Origin of the sequence: Mastigocoleus sp. MO_188.B34 (assembly GCF_030065675.1) — a bacterium.
GTDB lineage: Bacteria > Cyanobacteriota > Cyanobacteriia > Cyanobacteriales > Nostocaceae > Mastigocoleus.
This window is the reverse complement of the sequence record NZ_JASJDK010000049.1, coordinates 1-20753: the sequence shown is the minus strand read 5'-3', so window position 1 is coordinate 20753 and position 20753 is coordinate 1. Positions and strand designations below refer to the sequence as shown.

Below are 20753 nucleotides of genomic sequence, written 5' to 3'. Positions count from 1 at the left end.
CCCAAATTTATTGATTTTGTTAAAATTCTGAAATCAAATGCACTATCAAGTTCCAACAATTAAAGCTAACAATATTGTCAAACTTCTTCGTCATCGGGCTATTGAGCAACCTCAAAAACTAGCCTATACATTTTTAACCGATAGCTTGACTAAAGAAGCAAACTTAAATTACAGAGAACTCGATCAATATGCTCGTGCTATTGGAGCTAAACTTCAATCTCTAAATTTAACAGGACATCGTGCATTGCTTTTATACTATCCAGGAATAGATTATATAGCTGCATTGTTTGGATGTCTGTATGCAGGTGTAGTAGCGGTAACTGTATATCCGCCTAAATTTTCTCGCTCTACTCGTAAGCGATCACGACTTGAAAACATTCAAACTATTGCTATCGATGCTCAACCTACCATTGGATTAACTACCTCAAGCCTTTTAAAACGTGCTAAAGAATTCATCGGACATTCATCTTTGTTAGAAGCTTTCCCTTGGATATGTAGTGATGCTCTGCCAATTGAGGCAGGGGCTAATTGGGAAATGCCTTCACTAGACACCAATACTCTAGCATTACTTCAATATACATCAGGCTCGACGACAACACCAAAAGGTGTCATGCTTTCTCATGGCAATCTCTTGCATAATTTGTCTTTAATTTGCCATAACTTTAGGTTGACTTCAGAAAGTCGAGGCGTGATTTGGTTGCCCCCATATCATGATATGGGATTGATTGGTGGCATTCTCGAACCAATTTTTGTCGGTTTTTCAGTCACGCTAATGTCACCAATGACTTTTTTACAGCGCCCTTTAAAATGGTTGCAAACTATCTCACAAACTCATGCTACTTGTAGTGGTGGTCCAAATTTTGCTTATGAACTTTGCCTCCAAAAGATTACTTCTGAGGATAAAAAAAATCTCGATTTGAGTTGTTGGGATGTCGCTTTTTGCGGTGCTGAACCGATTCGCCCACAAACAGTAGAAAGATTTGTCGCTGAATTTGGCGATTGTGGTTTTCGTGAAGAAGCTTTTTATGCTTGTTATGGACTGGCTGAAGCAACTTTGTTAGTTTCGGGAGCGCAGAAAGTTCGCTTCCCGGCGATTAAGTCTTTTCAAAAAAAAGCGCTTGAGTACGATCAGGTTATTGAAGTTGAAACTCATGATGAAGATAGTAAAAAGCTAGTTGGCTGTGGTCAAGCAGTACCTAGTCAGAAAATAAAAATTGTAGACCCCCAGACTTTGCAGGTTTGTGAATCTAATTGTGTTGGTGAAATTTGGCTATCGGGTGCAAGTGTAGCGCAAGGTTATTGGAATCAAGAAGAAAGTACCCAACAGACTTTCTTCTGCTATTTATCAGAAAACAGTCATGAGCCTTATTTACGTACTGGGGACTTGGGATTTTTACATGAAGGAGAACTTTTTGTCACAGGTCGATTAAAAGACTCAATCATTATTGGAGGACGTAACTATTATCCTCAGGATATTGAACTAACCGTCGAGCAAAGCCATTCTGCTTTTAAGATGGGAGGATGTGCTGTTTTCTCTGTAGAAGTTGATAGCGCAGACTCAGAAAAAATTGTCATTGTTCAAGAAGTCAAACCCTCTGCTAATCAGGATGGTTGGGAGGAAATTTTCAGTACAATTCGTCAGTCCATTGCCGACGAATATAGCTTACAAGTTTATACTGTAGTGTTGATTAAGTTAGGAAGTCTTCCAAAAACTGCTAGTGGCAAAATTCAACGTCATGCTTGCAAAGCCAGTTTTCTAAGCAATCGTTTGCAGGTTATTGCAACCAGCATTCATGACACTGAGAATGTATTAGTTAGGGAAAATTTTTTATCACGTACAGGACTTTTAAAAGTCCCAGTTAATCACAGACAGGATATATTAATCGAATATCTTCAAGAGCAAATAGGAGAGATGATAGGAGTTTCTCCTCTTAGTTTAGACCCACTACAACCGTTAGGGGGATTAAGTTTAGATTCCTTAATGCTGGTTGAAATTAAGTACAGTATTGAAGCGCAATTTGAGGTAAATCTTTCTCTAACAGCTTTTTTTGAGTATAACATTGTTCAATTAGCAGACGAGATTCGACAAAAGGTTGTCAAACAAGAGGCAACTACAAAGAAATATTTTCCTAAAACTCAGAAATCTGATGAAAAATATGCGCTTTCTTACGGACAAAAAGCACTTTGTTTTTTAAATTCATTGACTTCAGCCGGCGAACTTTCACCCTACAATATTGCTCGTACTGTTCACATTCGGGGTGAATTGAATCTCTCTATCTTCCAACAGGCTTGGGAAAAGTTGGTTGAGCGACATTCTGTATTACGCACGACGTTTCCTTTAGAACCAGAGGGACAAGTACAGCGAATCCATGCACAGATAAATCTTGACTTCCATTATGAGAATTTATCAACAGATTATTTCAGCAATCTCGACAAACGTTTACAGCAAGAAGCTAATCGTCCGTTTAATTTGGAACAGGGAAATCCCTTACGGATCAGGTTATTTTCCCAGTCTTCCCAGGAGTACATCCTGCTATTGGTTTTACATCACACAATCGCTGATTTTTGGTCTTTAGCGGTGCTAGTAGAGGATTTTGACCGATTATATCATAGTATTTTAACCGGAAAATCTACCACTTTGCCTAGTTGTTTGCAGTATACAGATTATGTACAGTGGCAGAATAATTTATTAGCCACTGATTGGGGAGAGCAACAGTGGCATTACTGGGAGAAACAAATGTCAGGAATGCTGCCGATGCTTAATCTTCCCACTGACCGACCTCGACCGCCTGTTCAAACCTATTATGGCTCTACATACAAATTTACACTCAATTCGGAATTGAGTTGTAGCCTGAAACAATTGGCCCAGGATAATCAGGTTACACTCTATACACTTTTGTTAGCAGCTTTCCAAGTATTGTTGTCTCGACTGAGCAATCAGGAAGATATCATTGTGGGTTCTCCGGTAGCTGGAAGAAGCCAGTATCAGTTTAATAACGTTGTCGGATACTTAGTTAATACACTACCTTTAAGGGCAGATTTATCCGGGAATCCGCCTTTTTTAACCTTTCTTCAGCAAACACAAGCGACAGTAGTTTCGGCTCTTGAACATCAAGATTATCCTTTCTCGTTACTGGTAGAACGTTTACAACCAAATCGCAGTGCAGAGCGATCGCCAATTTTTCAGGTAATGTTTGTGTGGCAAAAAGCACGTCGACTACACCATGAGGGATTGACGACTTTGGCTCTGGGTCATCAAGGAAAACCGATAAATTTGGGGAATTTGGTGCTTGAGGGTGTCGAACTAGAGCCAAAAACCAGTCAGTTCGACATGACACTGTTCCTGGCCGAAATCGATCAACAACTAGTAGGGTCTTGGGAATATAATACCGATTTATTTGATGTCGCCACTATTCGCCGGATGGTTGATTGTTTTCAGACCTTACTAGAAGGAATTGTAAATCAACCATCACAGCTAATTGCCAATTTGCCATTATTGACTAATGCAGAGCGCCAAAAATTCTTAGTAGAATGGAATCAAACCGGAAGGGATTATCCCCAGGATGTCTGCCTGCATCAACTGTTTGAAGTGCAAGTTGAGCAAACCCCTAACGCGATTGCTGTCATCTTTGGGGAGCAATTTTTAACTTATAGAGAGCTTAACTGTCGTGTCAACCAACTAGCCCATTACTTGCGAACACATGGCGTAAAACCTGATACGTTAGTGGGCGTATATATAGAGCGATCCTTAGATCTAGTCATCGCACTGCTCGGTATTCTTAAGGCAGGAGGAGCTTATTTACCCCTAAATACGGGAGAAGCTGCTCCACGGTTAGCTTATATGTTGGTAGATGCTCAAGTAACCCTCCTACTGACTCAACAAAAACTCCGCGAGCAAATCCCTGAAACCCAAGCTCAGATTATTTGCTTAGATACAGATGCGAGTGTGATCGCTTCAGAAACCGAAGCAAATCTGCTCAATGTTACTTTCCCTGATTGTTTAGCCTATGTCATTTATACGTCTGGATCTACAGGCAAACCTAAAGCTGTAATGAACACTCATCAAGGAATTAGCAACCGCTTATTCTGGATGCAGCATACCTACCCCATCAATTTTACAGATCGAATTCTCCAAAAAACCCCAATTAGTTTCGATGTCTCCGTGTGGGAAATTTTTTGGCCTCTCATAACGGGAGCACGCTTAATTCTTGCCAAATCGGGTGGTCATCAAGACGGTGCTTATTTAAGCAAATTAATTGCTCAGCAGCAAATTACCACACTCCATTTTGTTCCCTCCATGCTGGGAGTTTTTCTTGAACAAGAAAATCTGAAAAACTGTCGGAGTTTGAAGCGAGTAATTTGTAGCGGAGAAGCTTTAACTCAGAGACTCACCACTCGCTTTTTTGAGCATTTAGATTGTTCCTTAGAAAATCTTTACGGTCCGACAGAAGCCGCAATTGATGTTACCTTCTGGCACTGTCAAAACCAAAACCCATCAAACATCATTCCTATCGGGCGACCTATTGCCAACACACAGATTTATATCCTTAACCAGTATTTACAACCCGTTCCCGTCGGTTTTTTTGGCGAAATTCATCTTGGTGGTACAGGACTAGCGCGAGGATACCTCAATAATCCAGAATTAACCGCCGCCAAATTTATTCCCAATCCCTTCAGAACCAATTCTCGCCTTTATAAAACCGGAGATTTAGGACGCTTTTTACCCGACGGTACAATTGAATTTGGAGGGCGCATTGATCGCCAAGTCAAAATACGCGGTTTTCGAATTGAGTTAGGAGAAATCGAAGCCGTCTTAGTCCAACATCCTACAGTACAAGAAGCTGTTGTCTTAGGACGAGAAGATTTACCCAATGAGCGGCGGCTTGTTGCTTATCTTGTGCTTTGCGAGCAACAGATTCCCACAGTCAGGGAACTGCGTCGGTTTATTCAAAGCAAATTGCCCAATTATATGCTCCCTGTCGCCTTTATCTTCCTAGACGCTTTGCCTTTACTATCGAATGGTAAAATTAACTACCACGCACTCCCCATCCCAGGCAAGATTCACCCAAAACGAGAACCAAATTTTGTCCTCCCGCAAAATCTCGAAGCCGAATCCTTAGCTAATATTTGGAAAGAAGTTTTAAACGTGGAAGAGATTGGTATTCATGATAACTTTTTTGAATTAGGTGGAGATTCGATTCGCAGTATCCAAGTTTGTACCTTAGCGCAAAAAATCGGTCTGAATCTTTCGGTTGAACAACTTTTTCAACATCAAACCATTCATGAGTTGGTAGGACAGATTTGTACAATTGAGTCTAAAATCAAGGCTTTTCCCCAAACAGAAAATTTTAGCCTGATTTCCGAACAAGATCGTCGCCAAATCCCAGAAAATATCGAAGATGCCTATCCCCTGACGCTCCTCCAGGCGGGTATGATTTTCCACAGCGAATATAACCCTGACAGCGCCGTTTACCACGATATATTTACTTATCACCTTAAAATTCCTCTTAACCGCGAATTATTCTTCAACGCTATCAGCCAGTTGATTCAACGTCATGAAATCCTGCGAACTTCCTTCGCACTGACAGGTTATCAAGAACCTTTACAACTGGTACATCAAACCGTAAAAACTCCTTTAGCGGTCGCGGATTTACGCCAGCAACCACTTGTTGAACAAGAAGAAGTATTAAAAGCATGGATAGAAACCGAAAAAAGACATCACTTCGACTGGAATTTTCCACCATTATTGCGTTTCCAAGTACATCTTCGCACTAATAAAACTTTCCAACTCACTTTAAGCTTTCACCACGCTATTTTAGATGGATGGAGTATTGCATCTTTACTCACAGAATTATTCCAACACTACTTTTCCTTATTAAACCAGGAAAGTAATTTAAATCCATCCTTACCAGCCGCAAAATTCCGGGACTTAGTTAGCTATGAACAACAAATTCTTAAAAGTGCCGAACACCGCCAATATTGGCTTGAAAAACTCAAGGAACCTACAATTACCAAGCTGCCTCGTCTAAGAAAACCTTTCTCAGAGGATAAATTACCGCAGCATCAAGTCCAAGAAGTTTTGATATCTCCGGAAATCTCTGATGGGTTAAAACGTCTCGCGTGTCAGGCTGGTGTTCCTCTCAAAAGTGTTCTGTTAGCAGCCCATTTGCGAGTATTAAGTTTACTCACCAATCAGACAGATATTATCACTGGCTTAGTTTCTCATAATCGTCCCCAACAAATTGATGCAGACAGGATTTTAGGATTATTCCTTAATACTTTACCTTTGCGTTTGCAGTTACTCGGAGGAACTTGGATCGATTTAGTCCAAGAAACTTGGAAAGTCGAGCGAGAATCCCAAAAATTTCGACAGTATCCCTTCGCCGAATTACAGAAACAATTCGGTAAATTACCTCTGTTCGAGACTTTATTCAATTTTAGTCACTTTCACGTTTATCGAGAAGTTTTTGGAGACAAAGGCAAAGCATTTTTGGGTGGTGAGTTCTTTGAAGAAACTAACTTTACCTGGGTTGCTAATTTTGTCCAAGACCCTTTTTCCTCGCAAGTTCAACTATCTTTAAATTATGACGGGAATCAGTTATCTAAATTCGAAGTACAGCGCTTTGCGGATTACTATGTCAGAACTTTAGCAGTGATGGTCAGTCAACCTTTAGCTATCTATGAACAAGATTGTTTGCTTTCTGTTTCAGAGCAACAACAATTACTGATTGAGTGGAATGATACCCAAGTTGACTTTTCTTCAGCACAAGATCTACCCGAATTATTTGAGTTACAAGTCGAAAACAACCCCGATGCTATTGCAGTTATTTATGAAAGCCAATCGCTGACGTACCAACAATTGAATCAACGTTCAAACCAATTAGCACATTATTTGCGGTTGCTAGGAGTTAAAGCAGAAACTCCCGTCGGGATTTGTGTCGAGAGATCTCTCGATTTGATCGTCGGGGTACTTGCTATCCTTAAAGCTGGAGGAGTTTATATACCGTTTGATCCGGCTTATCCGTTGGAACGGAATACCTTTATGTTTCAAGAAGTCAAGCCGTTGGTACTACTAACTCAGCAACACTTGAAATGTTTAGAAGTAAACTCACTAACAACGGTCTACTTAGACTCACACCCATCTGAGATTATCGCCCAACCCGACACAAACCTAGCAAAGATTTCTACCCCAAATAATCTTGCTTATATTCTCTACACTTCAGGTTCTACAGGCGTACCGAAAGGGGTAATGGTAACACGCAGATCGCTGGTCAATTTTTTGCATTCCCTATATCGCGAATCTGGTTTGACCGCAGATGATGTGTTTGTTGCTGTCACCACACTTTCCTTTGATATTGCTGCTCTGGAATTATATTTACCTTTGATTCTCGGTAGCACTGTGGTGATCGCTTCACAAGAGCAGGTCAGTAATGGACAGCTTTTAAAAAAGAAACTCAGGGAAGTAAGTGCAACCGCAATGCAAGCAACTCCTGTTACCTGGCGTTTGCTTGTTGAAGCAGATTGGCAAGGAAAAGACAAATTTAAGGTATTTTGTGGTGGCGAAGTTTTAGACGAGCGACTAGCCCAATCCCTCATGGCAACTGGTGCGTCAGTCTGGAATCTCTACGGACCAACTGAAACTACGATTTGGTCTTGTTTGCAACAACTGAAACCCACAGAATCAGTAACGATAGGACATCCAATCGCTAATACTCAACTATACGTTCTTAGTCGTCATTTACAACCCGTCCCAGTGGGGGTTCCTGGGGAACTTTATCTGGGCGGAGTTGGCGTGGCTCGTGGCTATCTTCAACGTCCCGATCTTACTGCAGAACGGTTTATCCCCAATCCTTTTAGTTCTGTTTCAGGTTCACGACTGTATCGTACTGGTGATTTAGTCCGATACCGTCAGGACGGAAAACTGGAATTTATAAGTCGCTTGGATCGTCAAATTAAGCTGCGTGGATTCCGCATTGAACCCGGAGAGATTGAAGCAATTCTAGAAGAACATCCTCAAGTGCGGCAAGCTGTCGTTTTAGACAAACACACCGATCACGATAACTCAAAACTGGTAGCTTATGTCGTAGTTGATTCTGCTCTGGAAGAACATTTGCGGCAAAACTCATCTTCTGATGAGGACAATCCCACCCCACCAGCTTTACTTAGCGAGTTAAAGGCCAATTTGCGCCAAAAACTGCCATCCTACATGATACCCTCCTCTTTTATAGCAATCGCTGCGTTACCCCTCACGTCCAACGGCAAAATTGATCAACAAGCCTTGGCTACTATCAACCCAATTCCTTCACTGCAGAGTGATCGTACCCAGATCACTCCCCAAACTCCCACAGAGAAACAAATTGCTTATATTTGTGCCGGTTTACTCGAATGTGAATTTATTGGTTTATATGACAACTTCTTTGATTTAGGGGGTCACTCTTTGTTAGTAGCACGCCTAATTGCTGAAGTTAGTGAGGTTTTCCATGTCCATGTACCTATGCGTGAAATTTTCCTGGATGCAACCGTGGCTAATTTGACGGCAGTTGTTGAAAAATCGCGAAAAACGGCTGAGTTAACTAAAAATAGTGATAAGGAGCTTTTGCAAGCATCCCTAGAAGATATTTCCGAGGAACAGTTAGACTTACTACTCAGCGAAGAATTATTTTTACAAGAATTAGAGAAAGGGAAAGAATCAAAATGAGTTTAAAAGACCTCTCCGAGTTATCTGTAGAAGAAAAACGGAAATTTCTAGGACAGTTTTTACAAAAAGCACAAAGTACAGGGACTTCTAATCTGTCTTTTGAGCAGTTGCGACTTTGGGTGATCGCTCAGTTAGATCCCACTGTACCAAATCATAGCTTTACTACCTTAAAACTATCTGGCTCGTTACAGATAGAAATCCTTGAACGCAGTCTTTCTGAAGTAATCCAGCGTCATGAGTTACTGCGAACTACTTTAATCGAGTTGGAAGGTCAACCGCTAAAAGTTGTCAGTCCAACTGAATCGCTTAATTTATCCGTAGTAGACTTAACCGGGATTCCTGGAGACGAACAAGCGACCAGAATTCAGGAAATTGCCCAAGCAGAGATACAACAACCTTTAGCTCTGAATCAAAAACCTTTGTTTCGGGTTACTGTGATACGACTTACGGCAACGGAATCGGTATTATTAGTGACAATACACCAAATTGTGGCAGATTCGATTTCGGTTGAGATTTTTGTGCGCGAGCTAATCATTTTATACGACGCTTTTGTTCATAACTTGCCGCTTCCCTTACCAAAAACGAAAGCACCGTTTGGCGATTTCGTAACTTGGGAAAAAAAGTGGATACAAACACAACAAGCTAGGGAACAGCTTGATTATTGGCGCACTCAGCTTACAGATTTGAGTGGTTTGAAACTAGCTGTTGATCGTGCTCAAACTACAGGGAAGACTTATCACAGTGAAGTTCATTCTTGCCAATTATCCAGTGATTTAGTGAACCAACTCGATGCACTAGGGAAGCAAGAAGATGCGACTTTATTCATGACTGTGCTAACAGCATTTAAAATGTTATTAGCACGTTATTGTCAGCAAGAAGATATTGCTTTGGGGACTTTGGTTTCTCGTCGGATGCATTCCCAATGGGAAGAAGTGATTGGACCTTTGACGAATACCTTAGTTTTGCGAACGGATTTATCAGGGAATCCTTCCGTAACAGCACTTTTGCAACGAGTGCGTCAAGTTTGTTTAGAGGCTTATGATCATCAAGATTTCCCCTTTGCGAAACTGGTTGAGATTCTCCAGTTACAACAACATCTTAATGAGTTTGCGCTCATTATGTTCCAGTTTCAAGAGTATTCTGGGGAGGATTTTGGTGATTTGCCATCTTTGAGTGTGACTCCCCTAGAGCTACCAATCAAGACCACGCTTTTTGATCTGACGCTTTCAGCTATAACAACAGAACGGGGGATGGATTTACAAATCGAGTTCAACACAGATCGATTTGAGTCAGCCTTCATTGCGCGAATGTTGGGACATCTGCAAGTGCTTTTGGAAACGATGGTTGCCGACTCTAGTCGATGTTGGTCAGAACTTCCCATGATTACAGAGGGAGAGCGTCATCAGTTGCTAGTGGAGTGGAATCAAACCAGTTATGCTTATCCCGAAATTTTAATTCAGGAACTGATTGAAGCCCAAGTTAAGCGATCACCCCAGACGGTGGCTGTAGTTTGTGGGGATCGACAATTAACCTATTCTCAACTGAATGAACAAGCCAATCAACTAGCACATTATCTGCGATCGTTAGGTATAAGTCAGGAGACTAGGGTCGGAATTTGCCTAGAACGATCGCCCGATCTGGTAGTGGGATTACTCGCCATTTTGAAAGCAGGTGGTGTTTATGTTCCCCTTGATCGAGACTATCCTCGCCCACGGATTCAATATATGTTGGCAGATAGCCAAGTACAAATTCTGTTGACGCAACAATCGTTTTTAGATATTTTCCCAGAGTCAAATCCCCCTAAAGTTTGTCTGGATCGGGATGCGGATGCGATCACTGGGTTTCCCACCACTGATTTACCTCCCAATTCAACTCCCGATTCTCTCGCTTATATTATTTACACCTCCGGCTCTACCGGAAACCCCAAAGGCGTAATGATTGCCCATCGTAGCGTCGTGAGCGATCTCGGTTGGCGACAGCGCCAATTACCTCTTACAGAACGCGATCGCGTCTTACAAAACTTTTCTTATTGTTTTGATCCATCCATCCCAGCTACATTCTGGCCTCTAACTGTGGGAGCGCAAGTAGTCATTGTTCCTTCCGGGGAACTCTACGATTGTACAATTTTGATGAAGCGGATGGTAGAACACCAGATCACCGTTTACGCAGCAGCACCCTCTCTACAAACCGTGCTATGGGAAGAACCTAATCTGGTTCCAACCAGCCTGCGTTATATCCTTTGCGGTGGCGAACGCGTAAGCACAGAACTACAGCAGCGCTTCTTCAAATACTTATCTGCAGAAGTTTACAACATTTACGGTCCGACAGAAACCACCGTTGAAGCCACCTTCTGGCATTGTCCGCATGTGGACAACCCCCAAGTAGCTCCCATTGGCCGTCCGATCGCTAATCTTCAAATCTACTTACTAGACCACCATCATCAACCTGTTCCCATTGGTGTACCCGGTGAGATTTATATTGGCGGTGTGGGTTTGGCGCGGGGATACCATAACCGCCCCGATTTAACCGCAGAAAAATTTATTCCCCACCCCTTTAACTTAGAATCAGGGGCACGTCTTTACCGCACAGGCGATCTTGGACAATACCGCGAAGATGGCAATGTTGAGTTCTTGGGACGCATTGACAATCAAGTGAAAATTCGTGGTTTTCGTATTGAAATCGGAGAAATTGAAGCAGCGATCAATTTACATTCGGCAGTCCGCGAAGCCGCAGTGATAGTTGACAAAGATCGTTTTGGTGAACTAAGATTACTAGGCTATGTTGTCCTTAACAATTCTGCAACTCTATCGCCAGAAACACTCCGATCTTTTTTAAGAGAAAATCTTCCGGACTACACGATACCCAAATTATGGGTATTCCTGGATGAACTACCACGAACACCCAATGGTAAAATTGATCGCAAAGCTCTTCCCTCTCCTGAAGCTAGCCAGTTTGAGGATACGAAAGTAATTATTCCTCCACGAACACCCCTCGAAATCGAAATTGCTCAAGCTTTTGCTACAGTGCTGGATGTGCAGCGTATAGGGGTGAATGAAAACTTATTTGAGCTTGGTGGTACTTCTTTGATTGTTGCACGGCTAACTTCACGTTTATCTAACAAATATAACGTTTCCATTCCTCTAGATTATTTCTTTAAAGTACCTACTGTAGAAGGTGTAGCTCGTGTAATTGAAATGTATCAGCAAGGGGGACTAGAGGGAGTTATTTCTGATAGTACAGCAGCACAGCTTGAATCAGAAGCTGTTCTCGATCCGGAGATTAACCCAGCAGGACTACCTATTGCTAAATATTGCAATCCTAATGCTGTTTTGGTAACAGGGGCGACAGGGTATTTAGGTGCATTTATCGTCCAACAATTACTTAAAAACACGAAAGCAGATATTTATTGCTTAGTACGAGCATCTGATATTGAAGAAGGTAAAACGCGACTGGAAAAAACACTACAGTTGTACTTAATTTGGGAAGACTCTTTTAGCACCAGAATTCATCCGGTTATTGGTGATTTAGAAAAACCTTTAATTGGTCTTTCTTCGCAACAGTTTTTAGCTTTGGCAGCGGCTGTGGATACAATTTATCACAGTGGGGCATTAGTAAACTTTATTTATCCTTATTCCCGCTTAAAAGCACCTAACGTTCAGGGGACTCAGGAGATTTTGCGATTAGCCTGTCAGGTAAAGCTCAAATCTGTTCACTTTGTCTCGACTCTTGATGTATTACTATCTACCCATGCACCTCGTCCTTTCCTCGAAAATGACCGTGCGCTCCACAATCCTGTTCAAGTCCCTTATGGGTATCCTAGAAGTAAATGGGTAGCTGAGAAAATTGTCACCCTCGCTCGCGACCGGGGCATTCCTGTTTGCATCTATCGAGCTGGACTAATGATGAGTCACAGTGAAACCGGAGCCACCCAAACCAATGATTATTTGCTGGTAGCTTTACGAGGTTTTATTCCTATGGGAATTTTACCTAATTATCCCCGAATTATTGACCCTATCCCGGTTGACTATGCTTCTCAAGCCATTGTCCATCTTTCTCGTCAAGAAAGCTCAATCGGCAAACATTTTCACCTTTGGAATCCTCATCCAGTTCCTTTGAGTAAATTATATGAGTGGATTGAATCTTTTGGCTATCGACTAAAAATAGTCTCTTTTGAAGAAGCTCGGCAACAAGCGATACAAGTGGAATCATCCCATCCTTTGTATCCTCTTGTTCCTCTGATTCGTGATGAAGATGAAGAACCTCCAGTCGCTCTCGATCCACAATTTATTGATACCCATCATCCAAAATTAGAGTGCCAAAATACATTAAAAGGGCTTGAAGGAAGTAGTATTGAATGTCCGCCAATGAATGAAAAACTAATGCACCTCTGTCTCACTTATTTGGTGAAAATCGGTTTTCTAGAAGCACCTAAGTAGATAGTCAATGTTTATACATCTTGATACTATTCACAGATGAATATAATTGAACTGAGGTAGTAGCATCTCAAAAAGATTAGCTATAGGGACAAATGTTGGATGACGAATTAGACTTTACTTATACCGTAATGGATAGAGTTAAAACTAAGGGAGAGAGAAAGAGGAAAACATAGTACAAAACGTGTTAAATTTAATCCTTAAACTCGCCCTTAATTTTTCGTTACATCATTGTAATTTTTCACGCCAACCTACTTAAAGCTAAAAACAGATTAAGAGAAATGTGATGGAAAAATACTCAAAGTTATATTTAACAAAACCTGAACAATTACCTCGTTATCGCCAGGAAGTTAGCCAAAATTATTCTCTAGAAGTTCTGGATACCATTGCCAATTGTACTCAGAATTTAAGTTCTTCTACTGATGCTGAAGCACTCAGTCAAATCAGCGCAACTCTCAACCAAATATCTCTTTATTTACCTTGTCCTATCTATAGTCAACCGATTGTATCAAACTCAACTGAACAGAACGAGAAAGATTACTATCTCAATATCGTAGATGACTATATGAGAGTTATTCGGGTTCAAGGAAATTCCGAACTCATACTGCTTTGGGGTATCCTTCAAACTTATGCTGAATTACTCAAAGAAGCTTTAACAGCTGGTACTTATTTAAAAAATTCTCAGTGGAAAAATCTTCGTCATGCTTTTGAGTCAATGCTTCGGTATCTAGGGCGAGAAGCAATTGAATCTCTTCCCAATTCTGTCTTGATTCCTTTGACTTTATCGACCCCAGATCCTGCTAATAACGATCCTTTAAATCGTTGGGTTATTGGTCATCATATCTTTTATGTTCTTATTCAAAGCTTAGTCGTTGCGCTCAATTGTTTTCACACTGAGATTACTTCTGAGAATGTTCAAGAAGCAGAAGTAGCGATCACTCTAGCGACCTTTTTGATGTGGGGAGCCGAATCTGCTTTACGGTTTACAGGGGATTTTTCAGCTAGTCAATTCCAAGATATAGTTCGTCCCTCAATGATGCCCCCTAATGCCCCACCAGGACTAAGTGGTCAGTTTTCCAGAGATCATTTGTATTTGGTTAAGTTATTGTCAGAATTAAGGCCTACTTTTGAAAATTTAAATAGTAATTTAATGATGAAATATCGGCAGTTTGTGCAAGCCTTTGAAGCAACTTATGAAGCTCATAAGTTTGTTTGTAAAAAATTTGTGGGTGTTGAATCACAAAGTTTACGGATGAATTCAACTTCAAGTAAATCAGCTGTTGATGTTTTACAGGATCTCAAAATTTTCCGACTGAAAAATTTAAAAACAAGAGTTTTTCTGGAGAGCTTTGATGTTTAAAAATTGGTTAATTGACCAAGATATATATAACTATGTACTTACTGTCTCGCTGCACGAACAGGAAATTTTATGCCAACTCCGAGAAGAAACAAAAAAACTCAAAGAATCAGCAATGTTGATTCCTCCAGAAGAAGGTCAATTGATTGCTTTGTTAATACAGCTTATTGGGGCAAAGAAAACTCTTGAAATAGGTGTTTTTACAGGCTATAGTACACTCTGGACAGCATTAGCGCTACCTCAAGATGGATGTCTCATCGCCTGTGAACGCAATGAACAATGGACCACAATCGGGAAACGATATTGGGAAAAAGCAGGGGTAAATCACAAAATTGATTTACGTTTAGGAGAAGCTTTGCAGACATTAGAGAACTTACTTGAAAACTCTCATGCAGAAACCTTTGATTTCATTTTTATCGATGCCGATAAAGAAAACGAACTCGAATATTATAAAAAAGCCCTACAGCTACTTCGTCCCGGTGGCTTAATTGTGATTGATAATACCCTTTGGTCTGGACTTGTTATCAATCCCACAGTTCAAGACCCTGAAACCACAGCCATTCGGATGCTCAACCAAAAATTATACAGCGATGATCGGATTCAACTAAGTCTGTTGACATTTGCTGATGGATTAACTTTGGTACGCAAAAAGTTATAAAGTTTCCCACTTACTTTAACCAAAAAAAAGAACTTTGAAAAATCTGGCAACTCAAAAAGAAAATTCATCAACTCAAATCGGATTTCGACCCCCAACTCCGCAATCAATGTACAGCGAAGTGGCGCAGCACTACGATTTTCTACACTCGATTATGACTTTTGGATTGGCGCGACAATGGCATAATCAAGCTGCTAGGCAAATAAAACTCCAACCAGGAGCAAGCATTCTTGATGTTGCTACAGGTACAGCAAGTTTAGCATTAGCGATCGCTAAAGTTGCCCCCCAAGATTCAGTTATTATTGGTGGTGATATTAATGAGCAAATGCTTGCTGTTGCTCAAAAACGTCTACAAAATTCTCATTCTCAGGCTTCGATTAAACTCAAAAAGTTCCCTGCAGAAGCCTTACCTTTCGACAATTGTATCTTTGATGTAGTGACAATGGCTTTTGCTATTGATGATCTCAAAAATCGTCAAGTTTGCTTACAAGAAATATTTCGCGTGCTAAAACCCGATGGACAAATTTTAATCCTCGATCTTTCTCTTCCAGATGCCGCTTGGATGTTGAGTTTATACCGAATTTTATTATGGGTTTTATCTAGAAAACCTCACTTTTTTTTTCAGAGAAACTATAATGATTTTCAAGAAGAGATTCTTGCCTATCAAGGACGATTAGCAAAGGAAGAACTCATTAGAAATACAGGCTTTAATCAGTATCAAAGATATAGTCTTTCTAGTGGACTTGTCACCATGCATTTAGCAAGAAAATCAAAGTAAATAGATAGGTAATTCAAAAATCTTAATTTCTCAGAAATAAATTTGTCTTGAAATAATTGTGACACGATCACCAAAAAAAATTAAAGATTACTCACCCGTGTTAATTCAAAACTAAATCAAAATTGTCAAAAGCTTATCTATTAAGTATGAAAATGATTAACTCCATTGAAAAAGATAAAACTCCTATAGGAATAAACGATCTGAATTTCCTACTTTTTGGTCACGCTGCTTTTCAATACTTGTACGCAGGTTGTGAACTAGGAGTTTTTCAATTACTCTCAAAGCAACCTAATCTTTCCAAATCCGAAATTGGCATTTTACTTAAGCTAGAACCCTATCCCATCAAATGTTTACTTTTTGGCTTGACTGCCTTAAAACTTATTATCAAAACTGAAGACACTTATCAAAATAGTTCAATAATTCAAAAGTTATTTGCAGATAAAATTTGGCAAGAATTCTACGATATTGTTCTTTTTGAAGCTCGTATTGTTTACGTGGGACAAGTAGATTTTGTCGAATCTCTACGCCAAAATAAAAATATTGGACTTCGACAATTTTCCGGGAAAGGTACTGATTTTTATCATCGTTTGGCGGAAAATCCAGAGATAGAAAAAATCTTCTATACATACATGAGTTCTTGGTCAAGATTAACCAATCCTTTACTATTAGAAAAAGTTGACTTTTCGAAGTTTAATAAAATTATAGATGTAAGTGGTGGTGATGCAACTAATACCATCGCTATCGCTAATAAATACCCACATCTACAAATTTCTTTGCTTGAAATTCCTAATAGTTGTCCTATTGCTCAAAAGAAAATCGATGAACATGGTTTAACTGATAGAATTGAGGTTCATGGATGTGACATTTTCGTTGATGGTTTTCCCCAAAAACAAGAGTGTTTTCTCTTTATTCATGTACTCGTAATCTGGACTTTAGAAGAAAATACATTATTACTTCGTCGCGCTTACGAAGCACTCAAACCTGGTGGAAGTGTGATCATTTTCAATTCAATTTCATCAGATAGCGAAGATGGACCAGTTATGAGTGCTCTCGATTCAGCTTATTTTGTCTCTTTACCTGCAACAGGAGGAATGATTTATACTTGGAAGGATCACGAACAGTGCCTTAGAGAAGCTGGATTTACACAAATAGAGCGAATTAAATGTAATTTCTGGACTCCTCACGGGATTATTATTGCTACCAAATAGAAAACAAAGTTATCAAGAAAGGCAGAAGTTTGTACACACTACCTGAATGTAGACTGAATGCACAAGGTTTATGCCGTAAAAATTCTGACGACAGCAGGAGGTAAGGGTTTAAGATGATCCCCAGCAGAATTTAAATTTGGTAGTTTGCAATTATTAGCGTATCGGTTAACGTGGCGCAATCACAAGTTATCGTCCCTGGCAACTGCTTCCTGTCTTTTTGACCTTTCAGTAAATTTTAGGAAATAGTAACAATGAGTACATATGAACAAGAGAACACAACTATTTATAAAGTTGTTGTCAATCATGAAGAACAATATTCTATCTGGCCAGTAGACCGTGAGAATCCCCGAGGTTGGATAGATGCTGGTAAAAGTGGAAATAAGAAAGAATGCTTATCATACATTAAAGAAGTATGGGTTGACATGAGACCTCTTAGCCTACGTCAAAAAATGGCAGATATAAAAAATTAAGTTTACTCGCAAAATTAACTTAACTCAGATCTTGCACCTAACCGTATAAATCACGAAAAGCTTAAAGTTGGCACAATAAAGCTACATTATTTTGTTTACCTTTTACCATTAAATTAAGCTTTTAGCATTAATACTGAGTGATTAAAGTATATCAGTATTTTTTGTGCAAGATATGAGCGCTCCAGGAGGGGAAGTCAAAAGTCATTCGTGGCACAGCTGCGCGTCTTCCAAAGTAAAAAAAGCCAAAGGTATTAAACTCCCTCCCAACGAATGAAACTAGCACATTTTTGGCTTTAGCTAAAACCTTTGCTATACAAAAACCTACCCACTATTCTAAAAATGCTTATTTGTGTGAGTAAAATTTGCATGAAAAGCTTGATCTTTCATTTATAGCTTTTAAAAGATTTCAACTTTTTAGCAAAAATCTTATTAGTGGGATAGGTTAAAGGGTTATTAAATTTGCAAGTTGAGATTTAAGCATTAGACCTGTCCAAAATATAAATTAACGGGTAAATATTCGTGAAAACAAACCGACAGCAAACACAAAAAACAACTATAGATAATTACCAAAATTTTCAAAATAACTCATCAGATTTTGTCAAGGAATTTTTAGAGGAAAGCGAGACATTTCAGTGGACGAAACAATGGTATCCATTAGCTGTTGTGGCATTTTTAGATCCAACTCGTCCTCAAAGTATCGAGTTACTAGGTAAAAAAATGGTCTTATGGCGTGATGGAGGAGGTCAATGGCGTTGCTTTGACAATTTCTGCCCTCATCGCGGAGTCCCTTTTTCTGAAGGTCGTATCGAGTCTGATGGTACTTTATTATGTGCTTATCATGGCTGGCGCTTTAATGGAGAAGGCAAATGTATCAGCATACCTCAATCTATTGATAAATTAACTGAAGAAAAGAACTGCTCGAATCGAAAGTCTTGTGCTGTAGCTTATCCAACCCAGGAATGCCAGGGTATATTATGGGTATGGGCAGAATCTGGCGAACAAGCTTTGCTTGAAAGTCAGTTAAGGAAACCTCGGATTATTCCAGAGTTAGAAGAATATTCAGATAGAGTCCAGATGTTAACTCCTTACTTCCGAGATTTTCCCTATGGATGGGATTTTTTCATGGAAAATTTGTCAGACCCTGCTCACGGACCAGTTTCTCACCATAACATCGTGGGAAATCGGTATAAAGATGCCAAGTATTTCGACATGATTCCAGTGAGGAAAATCTCAGCACAGGAAGGTTTTTCCTTTGAAATTACTCCGTCTATCTATTCAAAAGTTAAGTATTTTTCCCATGATTTTCAGCCTCCTTGCTGTTTGAAAATCATCTATACTTACGAGGATAATAGCAAGCTGATCCTAGTATTTTATGCAAGTCCCACTCGTCCAGGCTGGTGCCGTCATATTGGCTATCAGGTATTGGTAAAAAATGAGCAAAAGAAACAACCAAGACATTTGTTTTTGTTTGGTTTTCCTTTACCAATTTGGCTAAGTCACATCATGTCTTCCCTTTTTGCTCAACAAGATTTAGTATTTCTTCATTATCAAGAAAAAAATTTAGCTAAATGGGATAAAAGTCAATGGCTTGAAGAACTTTATCTACCCAATCCTCAAGATAAGATGGTTGTTACCTTCCGGAAGTGGTTGGAGTACAGAGCCGGGGGTAAGATTCCTTGGGCTTTAGAATGCAACCCGGAACTCCCACCACCAGAACAAGATAAGGAAAAACTTTTCGACATCTGGACAACTCATACACAACACTGCCTTGTTTGCCAAAATACTTTAAAAAATATTAATCGCTTGACTGTGTTAGTTTATATTGCTTCTATTACTTGTTTGTGTTTGGGTATACTTTTGGATACTCGTTCTGTGACGGTTCAAATACTTTCCGGACAAATAACAACATTTTCCTCGGCTTTACTTGTTCCTCCTAGTGGATTATTCTGGTGGGCTATTGGCAGTGGAATCTTTTTTGCTTTAGTCGGATATTTTTTAAAAAAAATCAAACGCTTGTTTTATGTTTATGAATTTGAGCATTCTCAAAACGATTGAAACATGATTGGCTGATTAAAAATTACGCCTTAAACGTAAATTTGTGATGATCATCATAAACATGATTTAAGCCTGTTCTTGAAACCCTTGACATTATCTTGACATTATAAGGATGAATTTAATTCATATTAGCCGTATATTAGCAAATAATAAAGGTAAGTTTTCATGAAGCGATTCCATTTGTTTGAGTTCGGAGATCAATTATGGTTCCCAAAAACAGTTCGCCAACTCAATACTGATTATTTACAATTTCTATGGAAAGTGTATCGGGTTTACGAGCCTGTGGTTCCATATTTAACAAAAGTTATGAGACACATGAACACAAAAGAAGTTCTTGATTTGTGTTCTGGATCTTCAGGACCTTGGACTCAAATTCTCCCTATTTTTGCAGAACAACATTATCCTGTTTCGGTGACGCTGACAGACAAGTATCCTAATATTCCAGCGTTTGAAAAAATATCAGCACAAACTAGTGGACAAATTAACTATATAGCGGATGAAATTGATGCTACCACAATTAATACTGAGTTAAAGGGAGTACGAACAATTTTTGCGGGTTATCATCATCTGCCGCCAGAAAAAGCTAGGTTAATTTTACAAAATACTGTGAAAAATCAAGCAGCAATTTGTATTTTTGAATCGACACAAAGGCGTTGGCAAAATCTTGTACTTAATACATTTGTTAGTCCATTGACGGTTTTATTTCTTACACCGTTAATCAAACCTTTTAATTGGATTCGTTTTTTTTGGGCTTATATGACTCCAGTAGTGGTATTATCTTACGTCTGGGATGGCTTTGTGTCTAATCTTAGAACCTACTCAGAACAGGATCTAAAAGAGATAGTGAATTCAGTCGTCAGTGATGGGTATCACTGGGACATAGGCAAAATTTATCCTCCTCACATGAAATCCCTACCGATTACCTATCTCATTGGATACCCAGAACAACCGAATGTAGCATAGTAGTCTGTCAATTTTGAGTTGAGGGATACAAAAACACGATAATCTATAAACACCCAAATCAATCTGGTGTGTGTGATGCCCAAGAAAAAATACATTGTCTCCCTAACAGTAGAAGAAAGAGAATACTTAGAAAAAT

The 20753-nt window shown here is 39.6% G+C and carries 9 protein-coding genes; all 9 read left to right on the top strand.

What is annotated here, in order from left to right:
• Window positions 1–37: 37 nt before the first annotated feature.
• Window positions 38–8698, top strand: a complete 8661-nt coding sequence (locus QNJ50_RS13950) for a non-ribosomal peptide synthetase (protein WP_300636134.1) — start codon at window positions 38–40, stop codon at window positions 8696–8698.
• Window positions 8695–13134 carry a non-ribosomal peptide synthetase gene (locus QNJ50_RS13945; RefSeq protein ID WP_300636132.1) on the top strand — a complete coding sequence of 1480 codons (4440 nt, stop codon included), beginning with the start codon at window positions 8695–8697 and terminating at the stop codon, window positions 13132–13134. The genes QNJ50_RS13950 and QNJ50_RS13945 overlap by 4 nt, the downstream gene beginning before the upstream one ends.
• A 283-nt stretch (window positions 13135–13417) precedes the next feature.
• A complete protein-coding gene (locus QNJ50_RS13940) occupies window positions 13418–14491 on the top strand; it encodes a hypothetical protein (protein ID WP_300636130.1) in 1074 nt (357 codons plus the stop codon).
• Entirely contained in the window at window positions 14484–15146 is a 663-nt protein-coding gene (locus QNJ50_RS13935; RefSeq protein ID WP_300636128.1) for a class I SAM-dependent methyltransferase, read from the top strand. The genes QNJ50_RS13940 and QNJ50_RS13935 overlap by 8 nt, the downstream gene beginning before the upstream one ends.
• A gap of 34 nt (window positions 15147–15180) precedes the next feature.
• Window positions 15181–15921 (top strand): ubiquinone/menaquinone biosynthesis methyltransferase, encoded by a 741-nt coding sequence (locus QNJ50_RS13930; protein WP_300636126.1) that lies wholly within the window; start codon window positions 15181–15183, stop codon window positions 15919–15921.
• A gap of 152 nt (window positions 15922–16073) precedes the next feature.
• The gene (locus tag QNJ50_RS13925; RefSeq protein WP_300636124.1) at window positions 16074–17129 is read left to right on the top strand and encodes a methyltransferase; all 1056 of its coding nucleotides are present in this window, start codon (window positions 16074–16076) and stop codon (window positions 17127–17129) included.
• A gap of 251 nt (window positions 17130–17380) precedes the next feature.
• Window positions 17381–17599, top strand: a complete 219-nt coding sequence (locus QNJ50_RS13920) for an MbtH family protein (RefSeq protein ID WP_300636122.1) — start codon at window positions 17381–17383, stop codon at window positions 17597–17599.
• 519 nt (window positions 17600–18118) lie between these two features.
• Window positions 18119–19654, top strand: a complete 1536-nt coding sequence (locus tag QNJ50_RS13915) for a Rieske 2Fe-2S domain-containing protein (protein WP_300636120.1) — start codon at window positions 18119–18121, stop codon at window positions 19652–19654.
• A gap of 165 nt (window positions 19655–19819) precedes the next feature.
• A complete protein-coding gene (locus QNJ50_RS13910) occupies window positions 19820–20617 on the top strand; it encodes a hypothetical protein (protein WP_300636118.1) in 798 nt (265 codons plus the stop codon).
• The last annotated feature ends 136 nt before the right edge of the window (window positions 20618–20753 follow it).

Coding starts and splice junctions, on each gene's coding strand:
- QNJ50_RS13950 (WP_300636134.1), top strand. CDS start 38: ATGCACTATCAAGTTCCAACAATTAAAGCTAACAATATTGTCAAACTT.
- QNJ50_RS13945 (WP_300636132.1), top strand. CDS start 8,695: ATGAGTTTAAAAGACCTCTCCGAGTTATCTGTAGAAGAAAAACGGAAA.
- QNJ50_RS13940 (WP_300636130.1), top strand. CDS start 13,418: ATGGAAAAATACTCAAAGTTATATTTAACAAAACCTGAACAATTACCT.
- QNJ50_RS13920 (WP_300636122.1), top strand. CDS start 17,381: ATGAGTACATATGAACAAGAGAACACAACTATTTATAAAGTTGTTGTC.
- QNJ50_RS13925 (WP_300636124.1), top strand. CDS start 16,074: ATGATTAACTCCATTGAAAAAGATAAAACTCCTATAGGAATAAACGAT.
- QNJ50_RS13935 (WP_300636128.1), top strand. CDS start 14,484: ATGTTTAAAAATTGGTTAATTGACCAAGATATATATAACTATGTACTT.
- QNJ50_RS13910 (WP_300636118.1), top strand. CDS start 19,820: ATGAAGCGATTCCATTTGTTTGAGTTCGGAGATCAATTATGGTTCCCA.